Here is a 23,469-nt window from a genome sequence, read left to right as displayed (position 1 = left end):
GATAAACAAATCCCCATTCGCTGACAAAACGAATGGGGATTTTAGTTACTAGGGGGGTAGTAATTTTATCTTCTAACTTGTTTCAGGTTTTAGATAGCCACCATAGTCGTGGCTTTCTTCATTGCTTCCTTGGTTGAACACTCAATCACGTTCGCATTGGCAAAGCGGTGTGCGTCTTTCACTTGAATATCGTGAGCCAAGATAACCAGTCTTGCGTTCGCTACGTCTAGGTCGCTGATGCGGTTCTGAATACCGTTTTGACCTTGAGTTTCTACCTTAATCTTAAGGCCAGCTGCTAAGCCTGCTTTCTCTAGTGCTTTCGCTGCCATGAAGGTGTGTGCAACACCTGAAGGGCAACATGTTACTGCTACGATGTCGTACTCGCCTTCGCCTGCTACAGGCGCCACTTGAGCTTGTACTGGTGCTTCAACCATGTCTTCTTCTGTTTCTACCGCTACCGGTTTCCAGAAGCCTACGATAACGGCTGTGGTTAGCGAGCCAAGCGCAATACCGACGACGTACATTGGAATGTTGCTTGATACTGGCGCCGTGATTAGACCGCCCCACGGTGCGTGCAGTAGAACGTCTGTCATGAAGCCGAATACACAGCCCACGATACCACCGGCAACGATTGAAGGAAGTACGCGCATTGGGTCATTCGCTGCAAATGGGATAGCCCCTTCAGAGATACCGATAGAGCCCATGATTGCTGCTGCTTTACCTGCTTCTTGCTCTTGTTTAGAGAACTTGTTTTTGAATAGGAAAGTTGCCAACGCCATGCCTAGAGGTGGAGTACAAATCGCGATGCCAACGCCGCCCATTAGCCAAGGTTGTGTGTCTACTTGAGTTTGAGCAAATAGGGTCGCGACTTTGTTGATAGGGCCGCCCATATCAAACGCCGTCATACCGCCAAGGATTGTGCCCAGAACCATCTTAGATGCACCAGCCATTGAAGCTAGGAACTCGTTCATTGAATACATGAACAGTTTGATTGGCTCACCGATGCCCCACAGTACGATACCTGCAGAGATTAACGTACCTAGAAGCGGGTAGATGAAGTACGCACCTAGAGCCGTCATGTTCGCAGAAAGTGGGATCTTCTTAAGTTGGAACACCACGCCACCGGCGATAAAGCCTGCCACGATACAGCCAAGGAAGCCGCCGCCCATGTCAGCCATGATGCCAGAAGAGATCATCGCAGGTGCCAGTGCTGGTTTGTCTGCAATTGAGTAACCAATAAAGCCGCCAAGAATGATTGGGAAAAGAACAAGGCCCTTGATACCGATGTTAGAGATATCTGCTAGTAAGCCGTCTGCTGGAACCGCACCTTTGCCTGATGCCATGACCGCTAAAGCCAGCAGAACACCACCGGCTACGATAAAAGGCAGCATGTGTGAGGTTCCGAAAAGCAGGTGACCTTTCATGGTACTAAGGATTTTTTTATAGTCGCTACTACTATTCTTATTATTAGAATTGCTACTGGTATTCGTAGCTTGATTTGCTAGGGTGCTCATAATTTTCTACGCCTTATGAATTAATTAAAATATTAAGGATTTGATGTTCATCTTTTGCGTTATGGATATTTTGAATAAATTCATCACTGAATTTTCCAAATAGTTCTTGTAGTACATAAATATGATGGTCAGCACCGTTGTCGGGTGAGGCAATCATAAAAAATACGGTTGGATTGATGTCGTCTTCATCGCCATAATCAATACCTTTACGCTTAACACCGACAGCGATTGCTGGCTCAGTTACCGCCTTGCTTTTTGAGTGTGGGTAAGCGATGCCGTCCATTGAGGTAATGCTTTGAGATTCACGAATTTCAATGTCTGCCAAGAAGGCTTCTTTATTACTGATTCGGTTGTTTTCAAATAACATGCTTGCCAATTCTTCAAACAGTTCTTTTTTATTATTCGCTTGAAGGTTGTTATTAATTAAGTTGACGTTAGTTAGCTGTGTGACCATTTATTAACTCATTCACTATTGAAGTTCTTGAATTAAAATTAATGGATTAACGGCATTCGCGAAATAGCAAATAAAAGCCCTTCACTGTACATTTGTACCAAGCAAAATTAAGTGTGATTTGCATCATTCATCCAGTGTGAGATGGGTCATATTTGATTATGTTTTTGATTATGTTTTTGACACGCCGAGCGGCCTCATCAGAAACAAAAATGCCCCGCATGAGCAGGGCAGTAAGACTTTGTACTGAGTTCTAAGGGAGCTAGCTGTAAGCACGCGCTACTCGGCCAACGCAGTCCAGTTTGTAGCTCTCAGCATAAGCAGGAATGAATACCGATTGGCCTTTCTCTATCACGCAGGTTTCGCCGCACTGGTGAGTAAGCACCATAGATTCGTCGAGAGGTAGTAGGATCTCGGCACCTTCGGTAGTGATCCGTCGCTGATGTGAGTTTTGCACGATAGAGAACTTAAAATCCTCGACTGGAATTTGGTATTCCATCACATCACCTTGCTCTATCGGGCTGAGCAGTAACCTATCCGCAGGCTTTTCCTTAAATCGAGTACAAGAAACCAGTTCATTCACGTCCATGTATTTAGGCGTTAACCCAGCGCGCAATACATTGTCTGAGTTCGCCATGATCTCTAAGCCCGTGCCTTTGATGTAAGCGTGGGGCGTCTCGGCATCCAGATACATGGCTTGCCCCGGCTTTAGCGTGATAACGTTCAATAGCAGCGGAGCAAACAGGCCGACATCCCCCGGATACTGTTGTTCCAACTCTGAAATCAACTGGAACACAGGGGCATCTGAAAGTTTCGCCTTCATCAACAACATGGTCAGCGCCATGCCTTTTTGTTCACCTTGCAAAGACAATAAACTCGCGAAGAAGCTCGCTAATCCATTAGGCGTTTGATCGCCCGCGAGGTCGTTAACCATCGAGTGCAGCTCAGGAATATCGAGGTAATGGAAGTGCTCAAGGATCTCGCTGATCGACCTAAAGCCATTCATCGCCGTGTAGTCCGTTAGGGCATACACCAGTTCTGGCTTATGATTAGGATCCTTGTAGTTACGATTGCCAGCTGTCATTGGAATGCCTTGCTGCTCTTCAAGAGCATAGCCAGATTCCGCTTGCTGTTTGTTTGGATGTACTTGAACAGACAGCGCTTTCTCAGCCGCTAATACCTTGAAAAGATAAGGTAACTCGCCAAAGCGACTCGCCACTTTCTCGCTTAGAAACAAGTTTAGGTTCTTAGAAATCAAGCTCGACAATGTGGTCTGTTGCCCGTTATCAGTCACCATTGAGCAACCATTGGGGTGTGCGCCCATCCAAATCTCCGCTTGTGGCTCACCAGATTGGTTATCAATACCAAACAGTTGGCTAAACGAAGACGGGCTACCCCATGCGTAGTTTTGAATCACGTTGGTCATAGGGTAGAAAAAGCGTTGTACGAACGAGTCGTTCGCTAAAGAAAAATCAGACATCGAGATCACCATGAAGGGAAACATGGCTTGAGCTCTACTCGATTTACTAAAATACGAGAGTAGAGGGACTCAAGCCATTGGAGTTGAAATGGCTTAAGCCGCTGCTGTTGCTAGCTTGGCTTTGCGTAGATTTTTAAGCGCGATACAAGTAACCGCAGTCACACCTGCACCTGATGCCATGCACAGCAGTGCCAGCATTGGGTAGTTCATTGCGCCGAGCAGAGCCACAACAGGGCCACCGTGAGCAACGCTGTTGGTGATACCAAATGAGAACGCCATAACAGCTGCAGTCATTGAGCCAAGCACGTTGGCAGGGATAACCGACATTGGATCTTGCGCTGCGAAAGGAATCGCACCCTCAGAGATACCTACTAAGCCCATCGCACCTGCTGCTTTGCCTGCTTCAATTTCAGAAGATTCAAACAGGTCGAACTTGCGGCCCAATCTGGTTGCGATAGCCATGCCTAATGGAGCGACAGGGATTGCGCACGCCATCGCACCCATGAATTGAGTTTGACCGCTGGCAATCATGCCGACCGAGAAAAGGAACGCTACTTTGTTGAACGGACCGCCCATATCGAAACCGGCCATGCCACCAAGGACGATGCCAAGCAGAACCACGTTGCCTGTGCTCATGCTCGTTAGTAGTGCAGTAAGAGCATCCATCAGCCCAGCGATAGGTGCGCCGATAACAAAAATGAACAGACCTGCGATGAACAAAGAGCCAGTGATCGGAGCGATCATGATAGGCACAAGCGGTTGAACGAATTTGTGGTAGTTAAACGAGGTGATCCATTTAACGAAGTAACCCACTAATAAGCCTGCGATGATTGCGCCAATGAAGCCAGTACCAGCGTCAGCGCCATAGAAAGAGCCGTTGTTAGCAATCCAACCACCGATAAGGCCAGGGGTTAGGGCAGGGCGGTCAGCAATCGCGTAAGCAATGTAGCCAGCCAAGATTGGGATCATCAATGTGAAGGCAACCACACCGACTTCTAGGATTTGGTTCCACATGCTGCCAGCAGGAATCGCCATGCCAGATTCACTTGGCTCGCCGCCAATCGCCAGTGCAAGGGCAATCAATAGGCCGCCAGTCACCACGAATGGGATCATGTGAGATACGCCATTCATCAAGTAACGATAAAGGTCTGAACGCGCTTGTGAGGCTTTTTCTACAACGGATTGGTTGGTCGGTGTTTGTTCAGCTTGGTAACTAGGTGCATTGAGAGCTTGCTTAATCAAGCCTTGTGCGTCTTTGATTGGTGCTTTTACGTTGGTGCTGATGACGCGTTTTCCGGCAAAGCGAGCCATGTCGACCTGTTTATCACAAGCCACGACAATCGCGTCGGCGCGTTCGATCTCTTCTTGAGTCGGGCTGTTTTTAACACCAATAGAACCGTTAGTTTCGACCTTGATGTCATAGCCAAGAGCCGCCGCGCCTTTTTCTAGTGCTTCGGCTGCTAAATATGTGTGTGCGACGCCAGCTGGGCAGCCTGTCACACCAATGATGAAGCCTTGTTTCTCAACGTTGGTTTCGGTTGCTGAAGGCTCAGGTTTGCTAAGCAGTAGTTCTAATGCTTCTTGTTCAGATTGAGCATTCATGAAGCTTTCGATAAAGCCTTCTTCAATCAGTTTTGAAGAAAGCTCTGCCAGTACTTCGATGTGGTGATCATCGCCGCCATCAGGAGAGGCAATCATGAAGAACAGTTTTGATGGCTGACCGTCATCGGCGCCGTATTCGATACCCTGCTTGTGGACGCCGATAACAACCGCGGGTTTGATCACCGCAGCGCTTTTTGCGTGTGGCAGTGCGATGCCCTCTTCAAACCCAGTATTACCTTGTTCTTCACGAGCCTTAATGTCGGCAAGAAACTGTGCTTTGTCTGAAATACGGCCTTGTGCGTACAGCACGTCTATCAGCTCTTTAAATACGTCTTCTTTTGAATTAGCGCTAAGCGAAAGCTTAATCAAATCTTGATTGATCAATGTCGTGATCATAATGAACCCCTACTCTGTTTTTATTTTGTTAGGGGTATTCTGGAATCTACGGCTTACCTTCTGTAGTGAAGAAAAAATGCATTTACTGGATGATTGTTGCGTTATAAGTGGAGTGTGATTTTGATCGGTCTAACGGGCGTTTTTAGCCCTGTGTTGACAAGATTTGTCGTGCTTTAAAGCTTTTATTTATAAGGGCTACAGCGTGTTTTGTTATCTGGGAAATTACGTGCCTAATCGATTTATCCACTGGATATTTATTTCTAAGACTGGATTTTTGTAACCTAGATCTCAAATTGTGATTTTGCTCAATAGCGCTATGTTTCAGTTACAGGTATATCTATTCCGGTAGCCTTATTGCTGCTTATAAGAGTTCGAATAATGATATTTCATGACTTAATCTCGTCGGTGTTAAATGAGCGAGAACCGTTTCATAACATCTGGTTTGCTGGAGATTTTCATACACCTTCAGCGTGCAGTTATCAGGTGAACTTTCCGCGCTTAGAGCTGGTGCTAGACGGAGAGTATATTAATGAAATGGAGAGTCATGATCGTAAGATCACTAACGTTATTGCCAAAGCCGGAGACGCGATTTTCATCCCACCTAACTGCTGGAATAAACCTAACTGGGATACTGACTGCTCAGTGTTGAGTATGTTGTTTGGTCGTCGTCAGCTGGGTTTAAGTTTGGTGAGTAAGCGCAAAGGGGAAGAGAGCTTTTACGATATTCAAAAGCACAGTATTCAGACTCGATCAGGGTTTGCGATTGATAATATCTTGGAGGCGCTTAGCTCGCTAGCGAGGGAGAGCAACAAGCAGCCGATGGATGAGTTATTGCTGCAAGCTCTACTGCAATACAGTAAAATCATGCTGGAAGCGCCCGTAGAAAAATCTCATAGCCGAGTACAGGATGTGTATCAGGGGATTTGTATCTACATTCAAGAGAACTTCCACCGCCAAATCACCCGAGACAGCATTGCCTCACGCTTTAGCATTTCATCCAATCACTTGTCGCGAATGTTCCGTCAGCAAGGCCACATGACGCTAGCAGAGTACATTACCCGCGTGCGGGTCGATCGCGCTAAGTTTATGCTTAAGAAGTACAACTTCAAACTCAATGAAGTGGCACTACGTTGTGGCTTTAAAGATGTGAACTACTTCTGCCGCGTGTTTAAGAATCGCACTGGTAGAACGCCGACCGAATATCGTGGCTCTATCTAATATCCCTTCAAATGACCTTTTCTGACCAGAGCTTATACGACCGAAATTTGTATGACTAGATCACCACAGTGGACTCTGTGGTGTGGTGATCAATTTGCTTTGTGTTCTCCTCTGCCGTTTATTTCTACACCTTATTTCCCAACCTTATCTTTAGGCACGATTTCTATTTATCCCGTTTCACTAAAATAACCCCAATTAATAACATTACGGGTTCGCTTTGCGAGTTGCTTATTATTTTTCGTTGCCTATTTATTGAATTAAACGTGTGAGAGTTGATGTATTAATACGATGCATTTAATGAATGCTAAGTAAATTAAAAACCACTTATCGAGACGATAAAATCTTGTTATTGTTATCCAGATTACTGATTGAAATGTTTTTAAGTTATTGATTTTAAATGTTTACTTTTCGTCAGCTTGTTCTTTGTTTACTAACGTGTAATTCATGCCTCGAAATCAAATATTCAGGTTTATACGCCCCATCACAACCTTGACTTATAATACTACAAATTAAAAATTCAATAGATAATATGCTCTTCAGATATTCATCATAAAGAAGACTTATACATGGAACTCAATACTCTGATCGTAGGAATTTATTTCCTTTTCCTTATCGCAATAGGTTGGATGTTTAGAACGTTCACCAGTACAACCAGTGACTATTTCCGCGGGGGCGGTAACATGCTTTGGTGGATGGTTGGCGCAACTGCGTTTATGACTCAGTTCAGTGCTTGGACCTTCACTGGCGCAGCGGGTAAAGCGTATGCCGATGGTATGGCTGTCGCGGTTATCTTCCTAGCGAACGCATTTGGTTACCTGATGAACTACCTGTACTTCGCTCCGAAATTCCGTCAACTACGCGTGGTAACGCCAATTGACGCGATTCGTATGCGTTTTGGTAGCTTCAACGAGCAAGTGTTTACTTGGTCTGGCATGCCGAACAGTATTGTTTCTGCGGGTATCTGGCTGAACGGTTTGGCGATTATCGCATCGGGCATATTTGGCTTCGATATGACAACCACCATCGTTCTAACCGGCCTTGTTGTACTAGTGATGTCGGTAACGGGCGGTTCATGGGCGGTTATCGCGTCTGACTTCATGCAGATGGTTATCATCATGGCAGTAACCGTAACATGTGCTGCTGTGGCTATCGTGCAAGGTGGCGGCGTTACTGAAATCATCAACGATTTCCCTGTAGCAGAAGGCGCATCGTTTGTTTCTGGTAACAACCTGAACTACGTAAGCATCTTCGGTATCTGGGCATTCTTCATCTTCTTCAAGCAGTTCAGTATCACCAACAATATGTTGAACTCTTACCGTTACCTAGCGGCAAAAGACTCTAAGAACGCGAAGAAAGCGGCGCTGTTGGCGTGTATTCTGATGACAATTGGTCCAATCATTTGGTTCATGCCACCTTGGTTTGTAGCAGGACAAGGCGTTGACCTTGCAGCACATTACCCAGACGCAGGTTCTAAAGCAGGCGACTTCGCTTACCTTTACTTCGTAGAGCAATACATGCCTGCGGGTATGGTGGGGCTTCTAATCGCAGCGATGTTTGCGGCAACCATGTCTTCTATGGACTCAGGCTTAAACCGTAACTCAGGTATCTTTGTAATCAACTTCTACCAACCGATTCTTCGTCCAAACGCGACAGAGAAAGAGTTGATGGTTGTGTCTAAGTTGATGTCTTCGGTTTTCGGTGTCGCTATCATCCTTATCGCACTGTTTATCAATTCACTGAAAGGCTTGAGCTTGTTCGACACGATGATGTACGTCGGTGCATTAATCGGTTTCCCAATGACGATTCCAGCATTCTGTGGCTTCTTCATTAAGAAGACTCCGGACTGGGCAGGTTGGGGCACGTTAGTGGTTGGCGCGATTGTGTCTTACATCGTAGGCTTCGTGATTACCGCTGAAATGCTACAAAATTGGTTCAACCTAGAGCCGCTAACAGGTCGTGAATGGTCTGATTTGAAAGTAGCGGTAGGCCTGATTGCTCACTTAACGTTTACAGGCGGCTTCTTTATTCTTTCGACTTTGTTCTACAAACCACTGGAAGCGTCTCGTCAGAAAGATGTTGATACCTTCTTCACTAACCTTGCGACGCCTTTGGTCTCTGAATCAACCGCGCAGAAGAAACTGGATAACAAACAACGTCACATGCTGGGTTCATTGATCGCAGTGTCTGGTGTAGCTGTGATGGCGATGTTTGCTCTACCAAACCCATTCTGGGGAAGAATGATGTTCGTACTGTGTGGCGGTATCGTGTTTATCGTTGGTCTACTGTTAGTGAAAGCTGTAGACGACTCGGTTGAGGATGCGAAACAAGCGAAAAAAACAGCTTAAGTTAGCTAACCAGTTAAACAAGTAATTATACATAAAACGGCTGAGCTCTAATGCTCAGCCGTTTTTTATTGTGTGAGCAAATGAGCATAGAAGGGTTGGATAGGTGTCATAACAGGAGATAAATGGATTCGCTGAACTTGACCAGAACAGTTGAATTAGATGGGGATGAATTAGATGGGGTGAATTAGAAGAAAAATTAGACAAGACGAGATGATATGTACATCAACAGAGCTTGCAGATCGACACTGCTTCGGGTCTTTTGCAGACGTTCATTGACCTGATCGTGAAGGAGGTTTCGAGTTAGGTTGGTCGCCGCCACAATATGCTCTCGTTGTGGCTTGGTTGGTAAAACAAGAGCAATGGCTACATGCACTTCGCCAATACGTGATGCCCAGTCAATCGGGTCGTCACTGACAATAACGGCAATTGAGAGATCTTGAGTCGATTCAAACATCACATGCGGCAGTGCGATACCCGGTGACACGCAGGTTGAAGAGCGTTCCTCCCGCTTAATAAATGCCAGAATCAACTCATCCGGATCTTCCGGATACACTAGGTGAGCGAGCCCTTTTAAGCACTCAAATTTGGTCAGTTGGGTTTGCGCCTTAGCGTGGTGCCATTTGATGTCACAAGGCGGGCATATTTGTGGCATTCGCTGGATTAAATCTTTAGAGAATTCATGGTTCACTTGTGACCCAACCATGTCGTAATGCTCAGCAATTACATCTTTGAGAACGAAACAGACCAGCTCCGCATCAATCCCAACCGCGGTTATCTGACACAAGTCACCACGAAGTAAACCTACTTGCAGCATCGCGACGGATTTGGATAGATCAGCGGTTCGATTTTGAGTGATGTTGATAATGCGGATGTTGCTTTTGAACTTCTTCGCTAAGCGAGTCAGCGGCTGCGCGACATGTGAGTTTGCGGCAGGATCGTTAACGAAGAAGGTAATCTGATATTCGTTCATGAAAAGTTTAAGTTCGACAATGCTTAATAAAGACTTTATCGACACTCAACAACACCTCTTCCATGGGAATGAATAAGGTTTTAGCTGGGTCGAACCGGCTTGGTTGTTCAATATCGATATCAGATACGATTAATACTTTGTCTGCGAGAGTAATATCTTGGGCGGTCAGTAAGTTTTCAATACCCATAGCGCCTTGCGTCTCAACCTTGATTGAAACGTTGAACTTAGGGGCTGTTTTATTTAGAGCATCAGCTGCCATGTAGGTGTGCGCAATGCCTGTAGGGCACGCAGTTACCGCTACAATTCTCATTATTATTCTCGGCTTAATCTCGTCCCTGTTACGTTACATAAGCTACCTTTCAGAAGTTACCTTGGAAAAGCTATCTTGCATGGGAACTCCAGTATGGAAAGCTCGCATGGCGGAGGGACGATATTGTTATGGGTTCTGTGGATTTTATGGATTGGCGTTTTTTATTCCAAGGTGAAAGTCACACTCTGAGTTCTTGGTTACAATAATCCAGTTAATGCACCTTTCGTCCTATATATTGAGTGCCTTCACACCGTTAATCTTTTCATCTTATTAACCTTATCACTTACGTAATTACTTCAGTCTGAAATCAGGCGAGGCAGAGCAGCATATGGATATCACCAACATTATCGAGCCCGAGATCATCTGCTTAGATTTACAAGCAGACTCAAAACAGGCGGTATTTGAAGAGCTTGTTGAACTGCTCGACCGTGCCGGTAAGCTCTCCAATAAACGTGAATTCCTTGATGATATCTGGAAGCGTGAAGCCATCGGTAATACAGGTTTTGACGATGGTATTGCGATTCCACACGCGAAAAGTACTGCCGTAGCTAAACCTGCTGTGGCGGTAGGTATCAGCCGTTCTGGCATCGATTATGGCGCAGACGGCGGCGAGCTGTCGGATGTGTTCTTTATGCTCGCTTCTCCCGATAACCACGACGACCACCATATCGAGGTACTAGCTCAGATTTCGACCAGACTTATCGAAGATGGCTTTGTTACAAAATTAAAGGCGGTGGAGTCGGTCGAGGAAGCTCAAGAGCTATTTCTCGAAGCCAATTTAGAATCGTTCGATAGTTACGCCTCTAGCCATCATGAAGTGTATGTCGAGCCACTCAGCCCTTGGGCACAATCTCTTAATCGCCTTAAAGAACACTTGTTATACGGCACCTCACACATGATTCCATTCGTGGTCGCGGGTGGTGTGCTTTTGTCTTTGTCGGTAATGATGTCGGGTCATGGCGCTGTGCCTGAGAGCGGCGTTCTGGCTGACATCGCGCAAATGGGCATCGCGGGGCTAACCCTGTTTACTGCGGTACTCGGTGGTTACATCGCGTATTCGATGGCTGACAAACCGGGTTTAGCGCCCGGAATGATCGGCTCTTGGGTCGCGGTCAATCAATACAACACCGGATTCCTCGGTGCGATAGTGGTCGGCTTTTTTGCGGGCTTTGTGGTTAATCTACTTAAGAAGATCAAGCTGCCAGACAGCATGATCTCGCTGAGCTCTATCTTCATCTATCCGCTTGTCGGCACGTTTGTTACCTGTGGGGCTGTGATGTGGGTGATTGGTGCCCCCATTGCGCAGGTGATGCTTGAGATGAACCAAATGCTGACTGGCATGGCAGGCTCAGGAAAAATGGTGCTCGGCAGTATTTTAGGCGCGATGACGGCCTTTGATATGGGCGGCCCGATCAACAAGGTCGCTACACTGTTTGCTCAAACGCAGGTGAATACTCAGCCATGGTTGATGGGCGGCGTCGGGATAGCAATTTGTACACCGCCACTTGGCATGGCATTGGCGACTTTCATATCGCCGAAGAAGTTTAAACGAGACGAACGCGAAGCCGGAAAAGCAGCGGGAATCATGGGAATGATCGGCATCAGTGAAGGTGCGATTCCATTTGCAGCCGCTGATCCTGCGCGCGTTCTGCCTGCGGTTGTTGCTGGTGGTATTGTCGGGAACGTGGTCGGCTTTATGTTCCATGTAGTGAACCATGCACCATGGGGCGGCTGGATTGTATTGCCAGTGGTTGATGGCAAGATTGGCTATATCGTCGGCACACTAGCAGGTGCTCTAACGACAGCCCTGATCGTGATTCTTCTGAAGAAGAACGTGGTCGAAGGTGAAGTGAATTCTAATCAGTTGACCGGTGGTTCGGTAACGGAAGAAGGGCAAGCAGATGTATTGGCGATCACTTCTTGTCCATCTGGTGTTGCCCACACTTTCTTAGCGGCGAAGTCTTTAGAAAAGGCGGCGCATCATCTTGGGGTTCGGATTAAAGTCGAAACCCAAGGTGCCAACGGAATAGGTAATCGCATTACCCAGAAAGACATTGAAAGGGCGAGGTTGGTGATCTTTGCTCACGATGTGGCGATTAAAGAAGTTGAACGCTTTGCGAACGTGAAAACCTTGGATGTCAGTACTAAGGAAGCAATGCTTAATGCTCAGGCGTTGATCATGAGAAAGGTGTAACTCTTTAAACCGCAAAGTTTATCATCTATAAAGTTAACTAGATCAAAACTAAAAAGACTCCGCTCAGACCTGTTAAGGCGAAAGTGGAGTCTTTTTGTATTGTGCCCAATCAGTCAGGTCAGACGCTAAAAAGGGTGGTACTTAAATACGTCTTCAACCATTGAGTTGAGTAAATCGATATCGTCACAGGTTTTGGCGTAGGTACGGAGGCCTGCGATTTGGACCTGAACATGACGAGCAAGTTGAGTCGGATCGCGCTCTTTGCTGATCTCACCCAATTCTTGTGATTCTGCAATCAGCTTGGCGAACTCACCTTCCATTATCTTGAGTGACTTCTTCGCTTCTGCTAACAATTCTGCGTGTTCATCAGTCAGTTCTGCGACCGTTTTAGCCAACATACACATGCCGTTTGGTGCGCTCTGTTTCGATTCGACAACCGCACGTTTTACGAAGTTTTCCAACGCTTTGATAGGCGATTCGGTTTCACTGCGGAAGCGGTTCAGATTCAGGATGCCAAGTTCGGTATAGCGAGCAAGCGTCTCTTTAAACAGACCTTCTTTGCTGCCGAACGTCGCGTAGATGCTGCCCGGACGCATATCAATCACGTCTTGCAGGTTGCGCATAGAAGTCGCATGAAAGCCCTTTTCCCAATACAGGTTCGTTGCTTTATCTACTACGTCTTGTCTATCGAACTTAGCGGTCTTAGCCATAACATCTACTTCATTAATCTGAACATATGTTCAATATTTTATGCTGAACGCCCGTTCTAGTAAAGGTGTGTTTAGCTGCTTTGCGCAGGCTTAGAACATCAAAGAGTTAATAAAACATCCAGATCATCAGGAAATAATCTTAATCATCAATAACTTCTACGGTCTTGTGCTGAGCGCCGTAGTAGGTGCCTTCATCGATGGTGTACATCAATGTTGCTTCGCACTCTGGACAATCGAATTCCTCATTGGGTTCAATAGCCGCTTCTTCTACCCATTCCCAACCGATATGTTCTTCGCAAGCGGGACAGTCCATAAAATATCTCTCAGTTATTGTCGCATATTTATTGCGAATCTCTACTTTAATAATTCGGCATTATACATATTTAGTTAACGAGGAATAGACAGTTAATCAGCGCAGAATAGGGAGTTGATTAGTTGTGAATCAATCGCTGGTGAGCGTTGAATCTATAGTTAGTTCTGAATAGATTGTTTTCTCTGAGCACATAATTGGTGCAGGCCTACCCCTTTTGGGTAGTTAAAGTGTGTCAGATTTCAGTCGCTTACGTCAATAAAATGTTGTCGCATGTGTTTTGGGTATCGTTAGGTCGCTTAGCTAACAGTTTTATCGGTAAATCAATGAATTTTGTAAGGTTAAATGTTACCTTCATCGCATCGCGATCTGTGTAGCACGGTAATTGATGCACATTGATCAAGTTGAATAATTATACAGTCACAATTGAGGCGCATCTTATTAAGGGTGTGCGAGTTAGATGACTGAAAAGATTTGTTAGCTGCTAGGGAAATGATAATGAAATTAACCGATATGTCTTTTAAGCAAAAAATCATCGCTTTGCTTATTTTACCGATCTTGGGATTTCTATGGCTTAGCGTTTCTGCGATTTCAAAAGGCGTAGAAACCACCAGTGAATTGTCTTCATTAAACCAACTTACCCGTTTGTCGGTTGTGTACAGTGAACTTGTGCATGAGTTACAAAAAGAGCGTGGAATGACGGCTGGGTTTATCGGCTCACAGGGCACTAAGTTTGTCAGTGAACTACGTGCACAAAGAGCCAGTGCAGATAATAGACGTAATCTGAAAACCGAATACTGGCAATCTGCTGAAATCGATTTACCGCAGATCACTCGGCTGAACACTGAAATAAGCCAAAGCCTAAATCAAATTACTTCTATTCGTAATCGGGTCGATTCTCAATCGATTCCGCTGTCTGAGGCTTTGGGTTATTACACCCAACTTAATGCAAAGCTGCTGAGCGTATCGGCGTTAATTGCTGAGCTTAGCTCTGATGCTGCCATCACCACTGAAACCATCGCTTACTACAACTTTTTACAAGGTAAAGAGCGAGCGGGTATCGAGCGTGCTGTCCTAAATAATACCTTCTCTAAAAATGAATTTGGCCCAGGCATGTTGGTTAAATTCATCTCTTTGGTGACTGAGCAAAATACCTATTTCTCAAACTTTGAGGTATTGAGTAACCCAGCTAACGTTCGTTTCTTTGAACAGCAATTGAATGATCGTTCGGTGGCAGAAGTAGAAAAGCTTCGTGGTTTGGCTGAATCTAAGATGAGCGGTTTTGATGTTGATCCTGTGTACTGGTTCTCGCAATCTACCGCTCGTATTGTTCAGCTAAAGAAAACAGAAAACCGCCTAGCAGAGTCGCTTATCGCACTGACAGAGAAAAAAATGTCAGAGGCGCAGTCTGCGATGATGATGAGTATTGGTCTGTTTGCTTTGATAACCTTGTTCGCGACCTTCGTGAGCTATAAGGCGATCAGCGACCTGACGATGAGAGTAAAAGATCTTACAGTGATGTTGTCTAAGGTTCGTAATGACAACGACTTAACAGTTCGCGCTAAGTTCGTTGGCAACAGCGAGCTTGGACAGATCTCTTCGGCACTCAACGAAACGCTAGAGAAGTTTTCAAACGTTATCGACAACCTGTCTCAGTCGAGTCTGACCTTAGCTTCAGCCGCTGAAGAAACCTCACAAACCTGTCACTACAATTCGAACACGCTAGTGCAACAACAAGACCAAATTGGCTTGGTTGCGACGGCGACAGAAGAGTTATCAGCAACGGTAAATGAGGTGGCGACTAAAACTCAGCAGACAGCAAGTTCCGCTAAACTGGTCGATGAGCAGTCTCAAGAAGGTTTGAGTACGGTTCAAAACTCTTACCACTCTATCGAAAAACTGGCATCTGAAATTAATGATCTAGCGGAAAAGATCACGCACTTACACGAGAGCAGTAATAACATCAACAGTGTGATTGATGTGATTAAGTCCGTCGCTGAACAGACTAACTTGTTAGCATTGAACGCGGCAATTGAAGCGGCAAGAGCGGGTGAGCAAGGTCGTGGATTTGCGGTAGTGGCTGATGAAGTTCGCACGTTAGCACAGCGTACTCAGCAGTCGACAGCTGAAATTGAAGGTTTCATCAACTCGTTACAGTCTGATGTGCAAACCGCGTTTAATGTAATTGATAACAGTCAGAAGATGTCGTCTAAAGCGGTTGAGGATTCAAAAGAGGTGGAACACACCTTACAAGGTATCTCAGCATCGGTGAGCGAGATCTTTAGCATGACTGAGCAGATCGCAACCGCTACCGAAGAGCAAGCGGTAGTGACTCAAGATATTGCTCAAAACGTCATGGCAGTAGAGCAGAAGTCGACAGAATCTACGACAGGTGCAACGCAAATAGCTGCAACAGCCAAAGAACAAGCTCAGTTAGCAGCTTCATTGAAAGATATTGCGAGTACGTTTAAGAGCTAACTAGCAAGCACTCCAATAAGAAGTAAAATGCCCGTTAGTCTCTACTTTTAATAGCAGGACTAACGGGCTATTTGTATCTGCTGTCTTCTAAATGGCAACAGATAGTCCATTCAATGGGGATCTACCCCATAAACCAAGACACGAAAATCAACGCACCAAAACCAAATGTCGCCATTAATGCCGTGTCGCCACCGGCTGCTGTGTAGCTGCCTTCGGTTTGTAGGTGAGGGAAGTCAGGTCTGCGAACCTTAACTACCATTGCGAGTGGGCCCCAGATAGCTAGGAACACCAGGACCATGCCTGCATAGTCCAGCATGCTTACAAACTGGCTAGCGAACAGCTCAGCTAATACCAAAGGTAAGATGAAGGTTAGCGCATAAGCCAACGCTTTGTTGTTGGTCACCGCATCTTTGTTTTGGTCGTAAAGCGCCATCGACACGCCGAGGAAAGAAGTCACCAAGGCCAGAGCAGAGAACAGAGCGATCACCACTTTCAACCAAGCAGATTGGCCGCTGAACGCAGAGATCAACTCAGAGATATTGTGGAACTGGCTTATCGCGTCTGTGCCAAGGTTGCCGATAATCGCGAATAACCAAGTTAGGTAGCAAATTAATGGAATCACTGAGCCTAGCAGAATCATATTGCGGATCTGCTTTTGAGTTGCTTCACGGTTGTAGATAACCAGTGACGGGATCACCACCATAGAGGCAAAGCTAGTAAAGATAACTGCGCTGTATTGCACCACGTCGTTGGCCGTGTATTGGCTGGTTTGAGTTAGGTAATCAAGGCGAATGTTGCTAAATAATGACGCGATAACGATAAACAGCATCACGACCATCAAGATGAATAGCCCGCGATTCAGTTTGTCGATATAAGACTTGCCCGAGACGACGATAGCACCCATCAATAGGCTGAAAATGGTATACGCAACGGATGCTGATACATCGACACCAACGTCGAGCAGTAGCTTATGAATGATGTCACCGACACCCAAGATATAAGCGATCAACATGCATACTAGCAACAGGTAAAAGAGTGCATTGATAAAGTGTTTACCTTTGCTGCCCAGAGTGAGGTAAGCAACACTGCTCATGCCACTGTTGTCTTTAGTTTTAGTGCATGCTTCTGCCAGGAGGAGTGCAGAGTATGTGGTGCCGATAAAGATAAGTAGCATCAGCACTGAGCTGATCATGAAGCCAAATTGGGCCAACACCATGGGAATAGCGAGCATGCCAGCCCCTAATGCAGTTCCTGACAGAATCAAAGAACTGCCGAATAATTTCATATTCAAGAAAAACAACCTCAAGCGATCCAATTAAATTTTGTTTGGATTGTAAATAATTGTTTCCAAGACTAACAAAATACTCAGTAAAGTTAGGGGTTAATTTCTAATAAATTTTGAATTTTTCTAAAAAATTTAAGCAGGAATTTCTGGTGTATATGTGTGGTTGATTTAAGTATTCACTCGGTGAGTTTATTTATCGTTTAGTTAACGTTCGTCCATTGTTGAATAATTTAGAAGTTAGCAAAATTCGGTTAGAAAGAAGTATGTTTATGAGCCAATTGTTTTCAATTCATCAAGTTTAATCCTCTCCTTTTCCTGAATCCCGTGCAGGCAATGTCGATGACTAACCGTTCTATGGTTAAAACCACACTCAGTTCGTTTTATCAGTTTGAAGGTAAATAGGTAAAGAACGAGAAAAGTGTCTAAAATTCTGTTGACCTGACTACAGCTTCATAGTTTATCTTTGCTACCGAAATGAGAGGGGAAGTGCATGTATCGTATCTCTGAACTGGCCGATTTGGTTGGGCTGAGCCGCTCCACATTGTTGTATTACGGCAAGCTAGGTTTGATTGAGGCTCAACGCCAGAGCAATGGTTATCGTCTTTATTCTGAAAAGGATCTACAACGTGTTCGCTTGTTACAGCAATTGCAAGCGGGTGGGCTGACGCTCAAAGAGTGCCAAGCTTGTTTAGATGCAAAGATAGATCGCGGTTTACTGGAAAATCGCCTCAAGCAGTTGGACGAAGAGCTCGTTCAAAAGCAACGATCACGCGACCTACTAGCAGCAATGCTAGGTGAAGGTGGTCTAGACGAGTGGCATGAGTCGATGGACAAGGTGGCGCCTGATGCGCATCTCGATTGGCTCATTAAGCAAGGCTTTGATGAGAAGCAAGCACTGCGACTGAAATGGCTTTCAAAAGACATGAACGATCATGACCAGTACATGGCGGATTTTGAGGTGATCTTTGAGGGTTTACAGCGTTTAGGGCCAGGAACGGTTGAAGATACCTTAGCAGCATTGGCACAGGTTCCGGTTACACCTAAGCGCGTACTTGAGATTGGTTGTGGCAAAGGCATCGCGACCAAGGTGTTAGCGAAAGCCTTAGTTGAACATCAAACGGACGTGCAAATAACAGCGTTAGATAATGATCAACCGAGTTTAGATGTTCTGACTCAGCAAGCACAGGTTCTTGGCTTAGAAAGCAACGTCAAAACCGTATGCGCGAGCATGATGGATCTGCCGTTTGAAGCTAAGTCGTTTGACCTAATTTGGTCGGAAGGCAGCGCTTACATCATGGGTGTTGAAAAGGCGCTAAAGCAGTGGCGAAATTTACTCAGTGATGACGGCATATTGGTCGTTAATGATTTGGTGTGGAATACCGAACAACCTAACGAATCGAGCAAAGCGTTCTGGCAGAAAGAGTACCCGGACATGACGACGGTTTCCGAGCGTATTAAACAGGCAAAAGCAGCGGGTTATGAAGTTTTGGATCACTTTGCAATGAGTGACGCTGGTTGGCTTGCGTATTACCAGCCCTTTCAAAAGCGAATAGAAGCGCTTAAAGCAACGATGCCGAACTCAAAAGCGCTCGTCGATTGCGACAATGAAGTTAAACAATTTTTCGATAGCAGCACATCAAAGAACGGTTTGGGTCAAGAGCCTTCGAAAGGTTCTGAACAACGTAATTTTGATTATCAGTTCTTTGTGCTCAAGAAATTAAAGTAAATGAGTAACACCATGAAATTTAGGCAATATAATTCAAATGAAATCGAAACGATCACTCAAGTTTTCACTCAAACCTTTACGGATTCAGAAGGTGAGAACGAAGGTAAAACTTTGGGTGAGCTTGCCAACGATCTTTTAACGACCACAGCTCCGACAGAGCTATTTTGCTTTGTTGTTGAAGATGATTCTAGTGAGTCGGATGCGGATAGTACGATTGTAGGCTCGATTATCTTTACGTCGCTTTCATTTGACGATGAAACCAAGGCATATTTGCTTTCGCCAGTCGCGGTGAGCACTCAGGTGCAAAAGCGTGGTATTGGTCAGCGCCTGATTAACTCCGGTTTGCAGCTCCTAAAAGAGCAGGGTATTGAGCTTGCAGTGACGTACGGTGATCCTAACTACTATTCAAAAGTGGGCTTTGAGCAAATTACCGTTGAGCAAGTCCCTGCGCCCTTTGAATTGAGTTTCTCTCACGGTTGGTTGGCTCAATCGTTGACTGGTGGTGAAATTAAAGTAACAAGTGGCAAGTCGAGCTGTGTTAAAGGCTTGGCCCACGCAGAATATTGGTAGCCGCTTGCAAAAAAATTGAGAAAAAGAGAAAGCCCATCAGGTGTTGCCTGTTGGGCTTTCTTGTTATGAACGAAGACATTCTTCTGGCTTCAATGTATAAATTGAACAACTGTTCAAAATAACACTTGAACGATCGTTCTTGTTTGATCTATATTGTTTTTACACCAACGGAGAACATTCATTAATTGCTCCGTGATTGAATAACTTTAGAACCGAAAATTGATAGGGATAGAGCAATGAGCAACTTCAAAATTCACTCAGTAGAATCCGCGCCAGAGCAAAGCCAACCTATTCTTGAGGGCGCTAAAAAGCAGATGGGCAGAGTGCCGGGCTTGTTTGGTGTGTTGGCTGAATCTCCAAACACACTTAAGGCTTACACTCAGCTTCATCAGGCGTTTAGTGACTCATCTTTCGATGCTGAAGAGCTAACGGTTGTTTGGCAAACCATCAACGTTGAACACGAATGCCACTACTGCGTTCCTGCACACACTGGCATTGCACATTCAATGAAGGTTGCTCCTGCAATCACCGAAGCACTGCGTAATCGCACAGCTTTACCCACTGAAAAGCTGCAAGCCCTGCATGATTTTACGCTGAGCATGGTACGTAACCGCGGCAATGTGCCTGAAAGTGAAATGGCAGCATTTTTCGAAGCGGGCTACGGTCAGCAACAAGTGCTAGAAGTGATTCTTGGCCTGTCTCAGAAAGTGATCAGTAATTACGTAAACCACGTTGCTAAAACGCCAGTCGACAAAGTTTTTGAACAGTTCGCTTGGCAAGGGTAATCGTATTTAACTAACCATCGTATTTAAGCAACTCAAGATATGATAGTGATGAAAGCCCCACTCAGTTGAATGGGGCTTTGTTGTTTTGGTCTAAATGGTAATTAGAAAGGTAACCTAACGCACGTGCTTAGCGATTATTTTCGCTAGTGTCACAACCCCTTCTTTCCACTCTTTGCTCTCTTCAATGTTGGCAACAGTAAAGCGCAAGCAGTGTTTATATTGGTCGTTGGTGCCAAATACTGTTCCGGGTAAAATCCCCAACTTATGCTTTAAACAGTCTTGATAGACCGCGTAGCTATCGACCGATTCAGGCAGTGTTATCCAGTTTAAAAAAGAGCCTTCCGGTTTTGATAGGTGGTATTGCCCGACAAGGTGTGGGTGGCTATCTAGTGCTTGTATTAACAGGCTTTGGAATTGCTTTTGGTTGGTTTGGTAGAGCCGTTTCATTTTGGATAAGTGGCTGCGATATTTACCGGTAGTGAGGAATTGCCCTACCGCGGATTGCATCAGGTTTGAGCTGCCCATGTTGTCGCATAAAAGGTACTTTTCGACTAAAGGTTGGTAGCGCCCCGACAATAACCAACCGATTCGCAAGCGTGAGTCTAAGGTTTTAGACAGTGAGTTGACGTAGATGACTCTATCTTGGTCATCAAGCTCTTTGAGGCTAGCGATTGGTGTATCGAACGCCAAGCTACCGAACACATCGTCTTCGATAATTGGTAAAGATCCGGTGATCTCCAGTAATGCTTTTCGATTCGCCAATGGCATTCTTGAGCCGGTTGGGTTAGTAAAGTTTGGCGTTAGCAGTAAGGTTTTTACTTCCCATTTGTCCAACGCGCTCTGCAGTGATGGAATGTCAATGCCATGGCTAACACTGCTCGGGATTTCTAAAGCTTGCAAGCCAAGTGATTCGAGCAACAATAAATTACCGAAGTAACAAGGTGACTCGACTGCCACGATGTCACCCGGTTTGGTGAGCGCACGTAGTGCCAAACTGATCGCCTGTTGAGCACCATGAGTAATCGCAATCTCTTTGGATCCCGCAGGTACGCCTAGATCATGGGTGATCTTTAACAATTGCTTTACTAATTGCTCGTCGCCGGGGGGTAATTGGTAATAACCGGGAAGCTGAGTTTGTAATCGACTGTGACGGCCAATCTCGGCATACAAGCTACGAATCGCAGGATTGTTGATGTTCGGGTGCGCGGAGCCTGCCAACAGTTTCAGGCGACCTTTTGGACGAGAGAGTACCGATTTGGTGACAGACAACAGATCGACTTTTTGAGGTTGGCTTGATGCATCCCAGCTGGTGGTGTTCGGTGCTTTCACGCGATAGCCAGATTTAGGTACTGAATAAACCCAGCCTGTGGCTTCCAGTTCTTGATAGGCGCGAATTACGGTATTTTTGCTTACGCCAAGCTGTTCGCTTAACTGGCGGATCGAGGGAAGACGATCGTCTGGATGAAAGAGTCCCTTATCGATCTGAGCCTTAATATGTTGTTCGGTAGCAAGGTATTTATTGCCGCTGAGTTCTGCTTCCACGTGTTTCTCCCTCGTTGCACACTCTCAATCTGTAACCATTTAAAGTGTTATATCTGTATCTTTATTAGTTATCTGTACCCAACTAAGGTAACAGCATTGATGAAGCGTTGACCAGAGGTTTGTAATGCTGATTAAAATGATTCCGTTTGTGTTTGTAATATTGTGGTCGTCAGGTTTTGTCGGCGCACGTCTTGGTGTTGAATATGCCGAACCCGCAACATTACTTTCATTGAGGATGGTAGCCAACGTGGCGCTGTTCTTGGTTTTGATTGCAATCCTTAAGCGTCGTATTCCTCGTGGTCGAGCATTCTTCCACGCAAGTGTGGTTGGCATCTTGATTCATGGTTTCTACCTTGGTGGCACCTATCTGGCGATTGATATAGGTATGCCCGCCGGGTTGAGTTCTCTACTTGTTGGCTTACAACCGATTCTTACCGCATTGATTATGATCAGCTGTACTTCGCAGCGTTTTAATTTTGCACAGTGGTTGGGGTTAGCGCTTGGTTTTGCGGGTATTAGTTTGGTGTTGATGGGCAATATTGAATGGCAGTCAGACGACCAAAAAGGCTTGGCAACGTTATTGTGTTTGGTTTCTTTGGTGGGTATTACCTGCGGCACTTTGTATCAGAAGCGCTTCTGTCAGGGGACAGATATGGTCGGCGGTGCGATGGTGCAATATTTGGCTTCTGCCGCATTGTTTCTGCCGTTCGCAATGCGTTACGAAACTATGCAAGTAAACTGGACGATAGAATTCACGTTGACTCTAATTTGGCTGGTGGTCGTTCTGTCTTGTGTTGCCATCCTATTGTTGCTTTACATGGTAGAGCACGGTGCATCTTCAAGTGTGGCTTCGGTCTTTTACTTGGTGCCACCGACGACAGCAATCCAAGCGTGGCTTATTTTCGGTGAATCATTCGATATCTATGGTGCAATGGGCTTTGCGTTGTCGGCAGCTGCAGTTTATTTGGTGGTGAGGAAGCCAGAATGGATTAAGGCTCGCAGTCGAACAGTGTTAGAGCGGTAGTTTGTATACCAAAACTCATCCTACTAAAAATCGATGACTAGAAACAAAAAAGAGCCTGAATATGAACTGACCCCCAATAGTTGGACACCAATTATTGGGGGTCTTTTTATGTCCAAATATAGCCGAGAGCTAAAATGTATCATTGCTAAGCAATACTTAGATGGCACGTCATCTCTCTACTTAGCAAAACAATATTCAATTTCTTCAAGGCAGATACGGTATTGGACTCAAGTCTTTGCCATCCATGGTACTGATTCATTTTTACCAACTAAGCATGCCGCGACTGCTCAAACAAAACGAAAAGCATTGAATTTAATGTGGACGAATGAATGGTCTCTCACGCACACTAGCGCTGTATTAAACCTCTCATCCCCTGGAATACTCTCTGTCTGGCTCAAACGATTTAATGAGCTCGGTATCAAGGGGCTCGAAATGCGCCAGAAAGGAAGACCCTCAATGAAACAGCAACCTCAACGTACCACTAAGCCTGATAATGAAATGACGCTTGAGGAGCTAAAAGAGGAGTTGGTCTACTTACGAACCGAGAATGCCGTTCTAA

The 23,469-nt window shown here is 45.4% G+C and carries 19 protein-coding genes; 9 read left to right on the top strand and 10 right to left on the bottom strand.

What is annotated here, in order from left to right; genetic code table 11:
• Positions 1–89: 89 nt before the first annotated feature.
• From AB6D06_RS01530 to AB6D06_RS01515, 4 genes are all read right to left on the bottom strand, one after another.
• Positions 90–1,514 carry a fructose-specific PTS transporter subunit EIIC gene (locus AB6D06_RS01530; RefSeq protein WP_372109843.1) on the bottom strand — a complete coding sequence of 475 codons (1,425 nt, stop codon included), beginning with the start codon at positions 1,512–1,514 and terminating at the stop codon, positions 90–92.
• A 13-nt stretch (positions 1,515–1,527) separates the two neighbouring features.
• Positions 1,528–1,968, bottom strand: coding sequence for a PTS sugar transporter subunit IIA (locus AB6D06_RS01525; RefSeq protein ID WP_102421523.1), 441 nt, complete (start codon positions 1,966–1,968; stop codon positions 1,528–1,530).
• Positions 1,969–2,227: 259 nt separating this feature from the next.
• Positions 2,228–3,445, bottom strand: a complete 1,218-nt coding sequence (gene manA, locus AB6D06_RS01520) for a mannose-6-phosphate isomerase, class I (protein WP_016785547.1) — start codon at positions 3,443–3,445, stop codon at positions 2,228–2,230.
• Positions 3,446–3,538: 93 nt separating this feature from the next.
• Positions 3,539–5,443, bottom strand: coding sequence for a fructose-specific PTS transporter subunit EIIC (locus AB6D06_RS01515; protein WP_372056333.1), 1,905 nt, complete (start codon positions 5,441–5,443; stop codon positions 3,539–3,541).
• A gap of 378 nt (positions 5,444–5,821) precedes the next feature.
• On the opposite strand from AB6D06_RS01515, the gene AB6D06_RS01510 reads away from it, so the two are divergent.
• Together AB6D06_RS01510 and AB6D06_RS01505 are read left to right on the top strand one after the other, a co-directional pair.
• On the top strand, positions 5,822–6,661 hold the full coding sequence (locus tag AB6D06_RS01510; protein WP_029222326.1) for a helix-turn-helix transcriptional regulator: 840 nt from the start codon (positions 5,822–5,824) through the stop codon (positions 6,659–6,661).
• A 566-nt stretch (positions 6,662–7,227) separates the two neighbouring features.
• Positions 7,228–9,006 (top strand): sodium:solute symporter family transporter, encoded by a 1,779-nt coding sequence (locus AB6D06_RS01505; RefSeq protein WP_017090435.1) that lies wholly within the window; start codon positions 7,228–7,230, stop codon positions 9,004–9,006.
• Between the two features lie 196 nt (positions 9,007–9,202).
• On the opposite strand, the gene AB6D06_RS01500 is transcribed toward AB6D06_RS01505, so the two are convergent.
• Complete coding sequence (locus AB6D06_RS01500) at positions 9,203–9,976, bottom strand: PTS sugar transporter subunit IIA (protein ID WP_372109917.1); 774 nt, start codon at positions 9,974–9,976, stop codon at positions 9,203–9,205.
• A 7-nt stretch (positions 9,977–9,983) separates the two neighbouring features.
• Positions 9,984–10,286, bottom strand: a complete 303-nt coding sequence (locus tag AB6D06_RS01495) for a PTS fructose transporter subunit IIB (RefSeq protein WP_017069788.1) — start codon at positions 10,284–10,286, stop codon at positions 9,984–9,986.
• A gap of 328 nt (positions 10,287–10,614) precedes the next feature.
• Here AB6D06_RS01495 and AB6D06_RS01490 point away from each other — a divergent pair, with 328 nt between their 5' ends.
• Positions 10,615–12,480, top strand: coding sequence for a fructose-specific PTS transporter subunit EIIC (locus AB6D06_RS01490; RefSeq protein ID WP_372109842.1), 1,866 nt, complete (start codon positions 10,615–10,617; stop codon positions 12,478–12,480).
• Between the two features lie 125 nt (positions 12,481–12,605).
• On the opposite strand, the gene AB6D06_RS01485 is transcribed toward AB6D06_RS01490, so the two are convergent.
• Both AB6D06_RS01485 and AB6D06_RS01480 read right to left on the bottom strand, forming a co-directional pair.
• A complete protein-coding gene (locus tag AB6D06_RS01485) occupies positions 12,606–13,190 on the bottom strand; it encodes a TetR/AcrR family transcriptional regulator (protein WP_372100894.1) in 585 nt (194 codons plus the stop codon).
• A 139-nt stretch (positions 13,191–13,329) separates the two neighbouring features.
• Positions 13,330–13,503 carry a hypothetical protein gene (locus AB6D06_RS01480; RefSeq protein WP_017061661.1) on the bottom strand — a complete coding sequence of 58 codons (174 nt, stop codon included), beginning with the start codon at positions 13,501–13,503 and terminating at the stop codon, positions 13,330–13,332.
• Between the two features lie 495 nt (positions 13,504–13,998).
• Between AB6D06_RS01480 and AB6D06_RS01475 the strand changes: the two genes are divergently transcribed.
• The gene (locus tag AB6D06_RS01475) at positions 13,999–15,978 is read left to right on the top strand and encodes a methyl-accepting chemotaxis protein (protein ID WP_372100896.1); all 1,980 of its coding nucleotides are present in this window, start codon (positions 13,999–14,001) and stop codon (positions 15,976–15,978) included.
• Between the two features lie 121 nt (positions 15,979–16,099).
• Here AB6D06_RS01475 and AB6D06_RS01470 read toward each other — a convergent pair whose 3' ends face one another.
• Complete coding sequence (locus AB6D06_RS01470; RefSeq protein ID WP_017061663.1) at positions 16,100–17,263, bottom strand: amino acid permease; 1,164 nt, start codon at positions 17,261–17,263, stop codon at positions 16,100–16,102.
• A 490-nt stretch (positions 17,264–17,753) separates the two neighbouring features.
• Here AB6D06_RS01470 and AB6D06_RS01465 point away from each other — a divergent pair, with 490 nt between their 5' ends.
• From AB6D06_RS01465 to AB6D06_RS01455, 3 genes are all read left to right on the top strand, one after another.
• Positions 17,754–18,989 carry a MerR family transcriptional regulator gene (locus tag AB6D06_RS01465; protein WP_372109841.1) on the top strand — a complete coding sequence of 412 codons (1,236 nt, stop codon included), beginning with the start codon at positions 17,754–17,756 and terminating at the stop codon, positions 18,987–18,989.
• Positions 18,990–19,559: a GNAT family N-acetyltransferase gene (locus tag AB6D06_RS01460; protein WP_017064937.1), complete on the top strand. Its 570-nt coding sequence runs from the start codon at positions 18,990–18,992 to the stop codon at positions 19,557–19,559.
• A gap of 236 nt (positions 19,560–19,795) precedes the next feature.
• A complete protein-coding gene (locus AB6D06_RS01455) occupies positions 19,796–20,344 on the top strand; it encodes a carboxymuconolactone decarboxylase family protein (RefSeq protein WP_102332216.1) in 549 nt (182 codons plus the stop codon).
• 114 nt (positions 20,345–20,458) lie between these two features.
• On the opposite strand, the gene AB6D06_RS01450 is transcribed toward AB6D06_RS01455, so the two are convergent.
• Positions 20,459–21,886 carry an aminotransferase class I/II-fold pyridoxal phosphate-dependent enzyme gene (locus tag AB6D06_RS01450; RefSeq protein ID WP_171732861.1) on the bottom strand — a complete coding sequence of 476 codons (1,428 nt, stop codon included), beginning with the start codon at positions 21,884–21,886 and terminating at the stop codon, positions 20,459–20,461.
• Between the two features lie 124 nt (positions 21,887–22,010).
• Between AB6D06_RS01450 and AB6D06_RS01445 the strand changes: the two genes are divergently transcribed.
• Entirely contained in the window at positions 22,011–22,910 is a 900-nt protein-coding gene (locus tag AB6D06_RS01445) for a DMT family transporter (protein WP_371725250.1), read from the top strand.
• A gap of 108 nt (positions 22,911–23,018) precedes the next feature.
• Positions 23,019–23,469, top strand: a 451-nt coding sequence (locus AB6D06_RS01440) for a helix-turn-helix domain-containing protein (protein ID WP_372109916.1), incomplete at its 3' end; no start/stop codon positions are given.

The sequence above is a fragment of the Vibrio sp. 10N.239.311.G01 genome (assembly GCF_041465805.1).
GTDB classification, from domain to species: domain Bacteria; phylum Pseudomonadota; class Gammaproteobacteria; order Enterobacterales; family Vibrionaceae; genus Vibrio; species Vibrio crassostreae_C.
Note: the sequence above shows the minus strand (reverse complement) of the source record. Positions and strands in the feature narration are given on the sequence as shown.

Bases quoted from the DNA above. Each gene is read 5' to 3' on its own strand.
- AB6D06_RS01530 (WP_372109843.1), bottom strand. From the start codon at position 1,514: ATGAGCACCCTAGCAAATCAAGCTACGAATACCAGTAGCAATTCTAAT.
- AB6D06_RS01525 (WP_102421523.1), bottom strand. From the start codon at position 1,968: ATGGTCACACAGCTAACTAACGTCAACTTAATTAATAACAACCTTCAA.
- manA (WP_016785547.1), bottom strand. From the start codon at position 3,445: ATGTCTGATTTTTCTTTAGCGAACGACTCGTTCGTACAACGCTTTTTC.
- AB6D06_RS01515 (WP_372056333.1), bottom strand. From the start codon at position 5,443: ATGATCACGACATTGATCAATCAAGATTTGATTAAGCTTTCGCTTAGC.
- AB6D06_RS01510 (WP_029222326.1), top strand. From the start codon at position 5,822: ATGATATTTCATGACTTAATCTCGTCGGTGTTAAATGAGCGAGAACCG.
- AB6D06_RS01505 (WP_017090435.1), top strand. From the start codon at position 7,228: ATGGAACTCAATACTCTGATCGTAGGAATTTATTTCCTTTTCCTTATC.
- AB6D06_RS01500 (WP_372109917.1), bottom strand. From the start codon at position 9,976: ATGAACGAATATCAGATTACCTTCTTCGTTAACGATCCTGCCGCAAAC.
- AB6D06_RS01495 (WP_017069788.1), bottom strand. From the start codon at position 10,286: ATGAGAATTGTAGCGGTAACTGCGTGCCCTACAGGCATTGCGCACACC.
- AB6D06_RS01490 (WP_372109842.1), top strand. From the start codon at position 10,615: ATGGATATCACCAACATTATCGAGCCCGAGATCATCTGCTTAGATTTA.
- AB6D06_RS01485 (WP_372100894.1), bottom strand. From the start codon at position 13,190: ATGGCTAAGACCGCTAAGTTCGATAGACAAGACGTAGTAGATAAAGCA.
- AB6D06_RS01480 (WP_017061661.1), bottom strand. From the start codon at position 13,503: ATGGACTGTCCCGCTTGCGAAGAACATATCGGTTGGGAATGGGTAGAA.
- AB6D06_RS01475 (WP_372100896.1), top strand. From the start codon at position 13,999: ATGAAATTAACCGATATGTCTTTTAAGCAAAAAATCATCGCTTTGCTT.
- AB6D06_RS01470 (WP_017061663.1), bottom strand. From the start codon at position 17,263: ATGAAATTATTCGGCAGTTCTTTGATTCTGTCAGGAACTGCATTAGGG.
- AB6D06_RS01465 (WP_372109841.1), top strand. From the start codon at position 17,754: ATGTATCGTATCTCTGAACTGGCCGATTTGGTTGGGCTGAGCCGCTCC.
- AB6D06_RS01460 (WP_017064937.1), top strand. From the start codon at position 18,990: ATGAGTAACACCATGAAATTTAGGCAATATAATTCAAATGAAATCGAA.
- AB6D06_RS01455 (WP_102332216.1), top strand. From the start codon at position 19,796: ATGAGCAACTTCAAAATTCACTCAGTAGAATCCGCGCCAGAGCAAAGC.
- AB6D06_RS01445 (WP_371725250.1), top strand. From the start codon at position 22,011: ATGCTGATTAAAATGATTCCGTTTGTGTTTGTAATATTGTGGTCGTCA.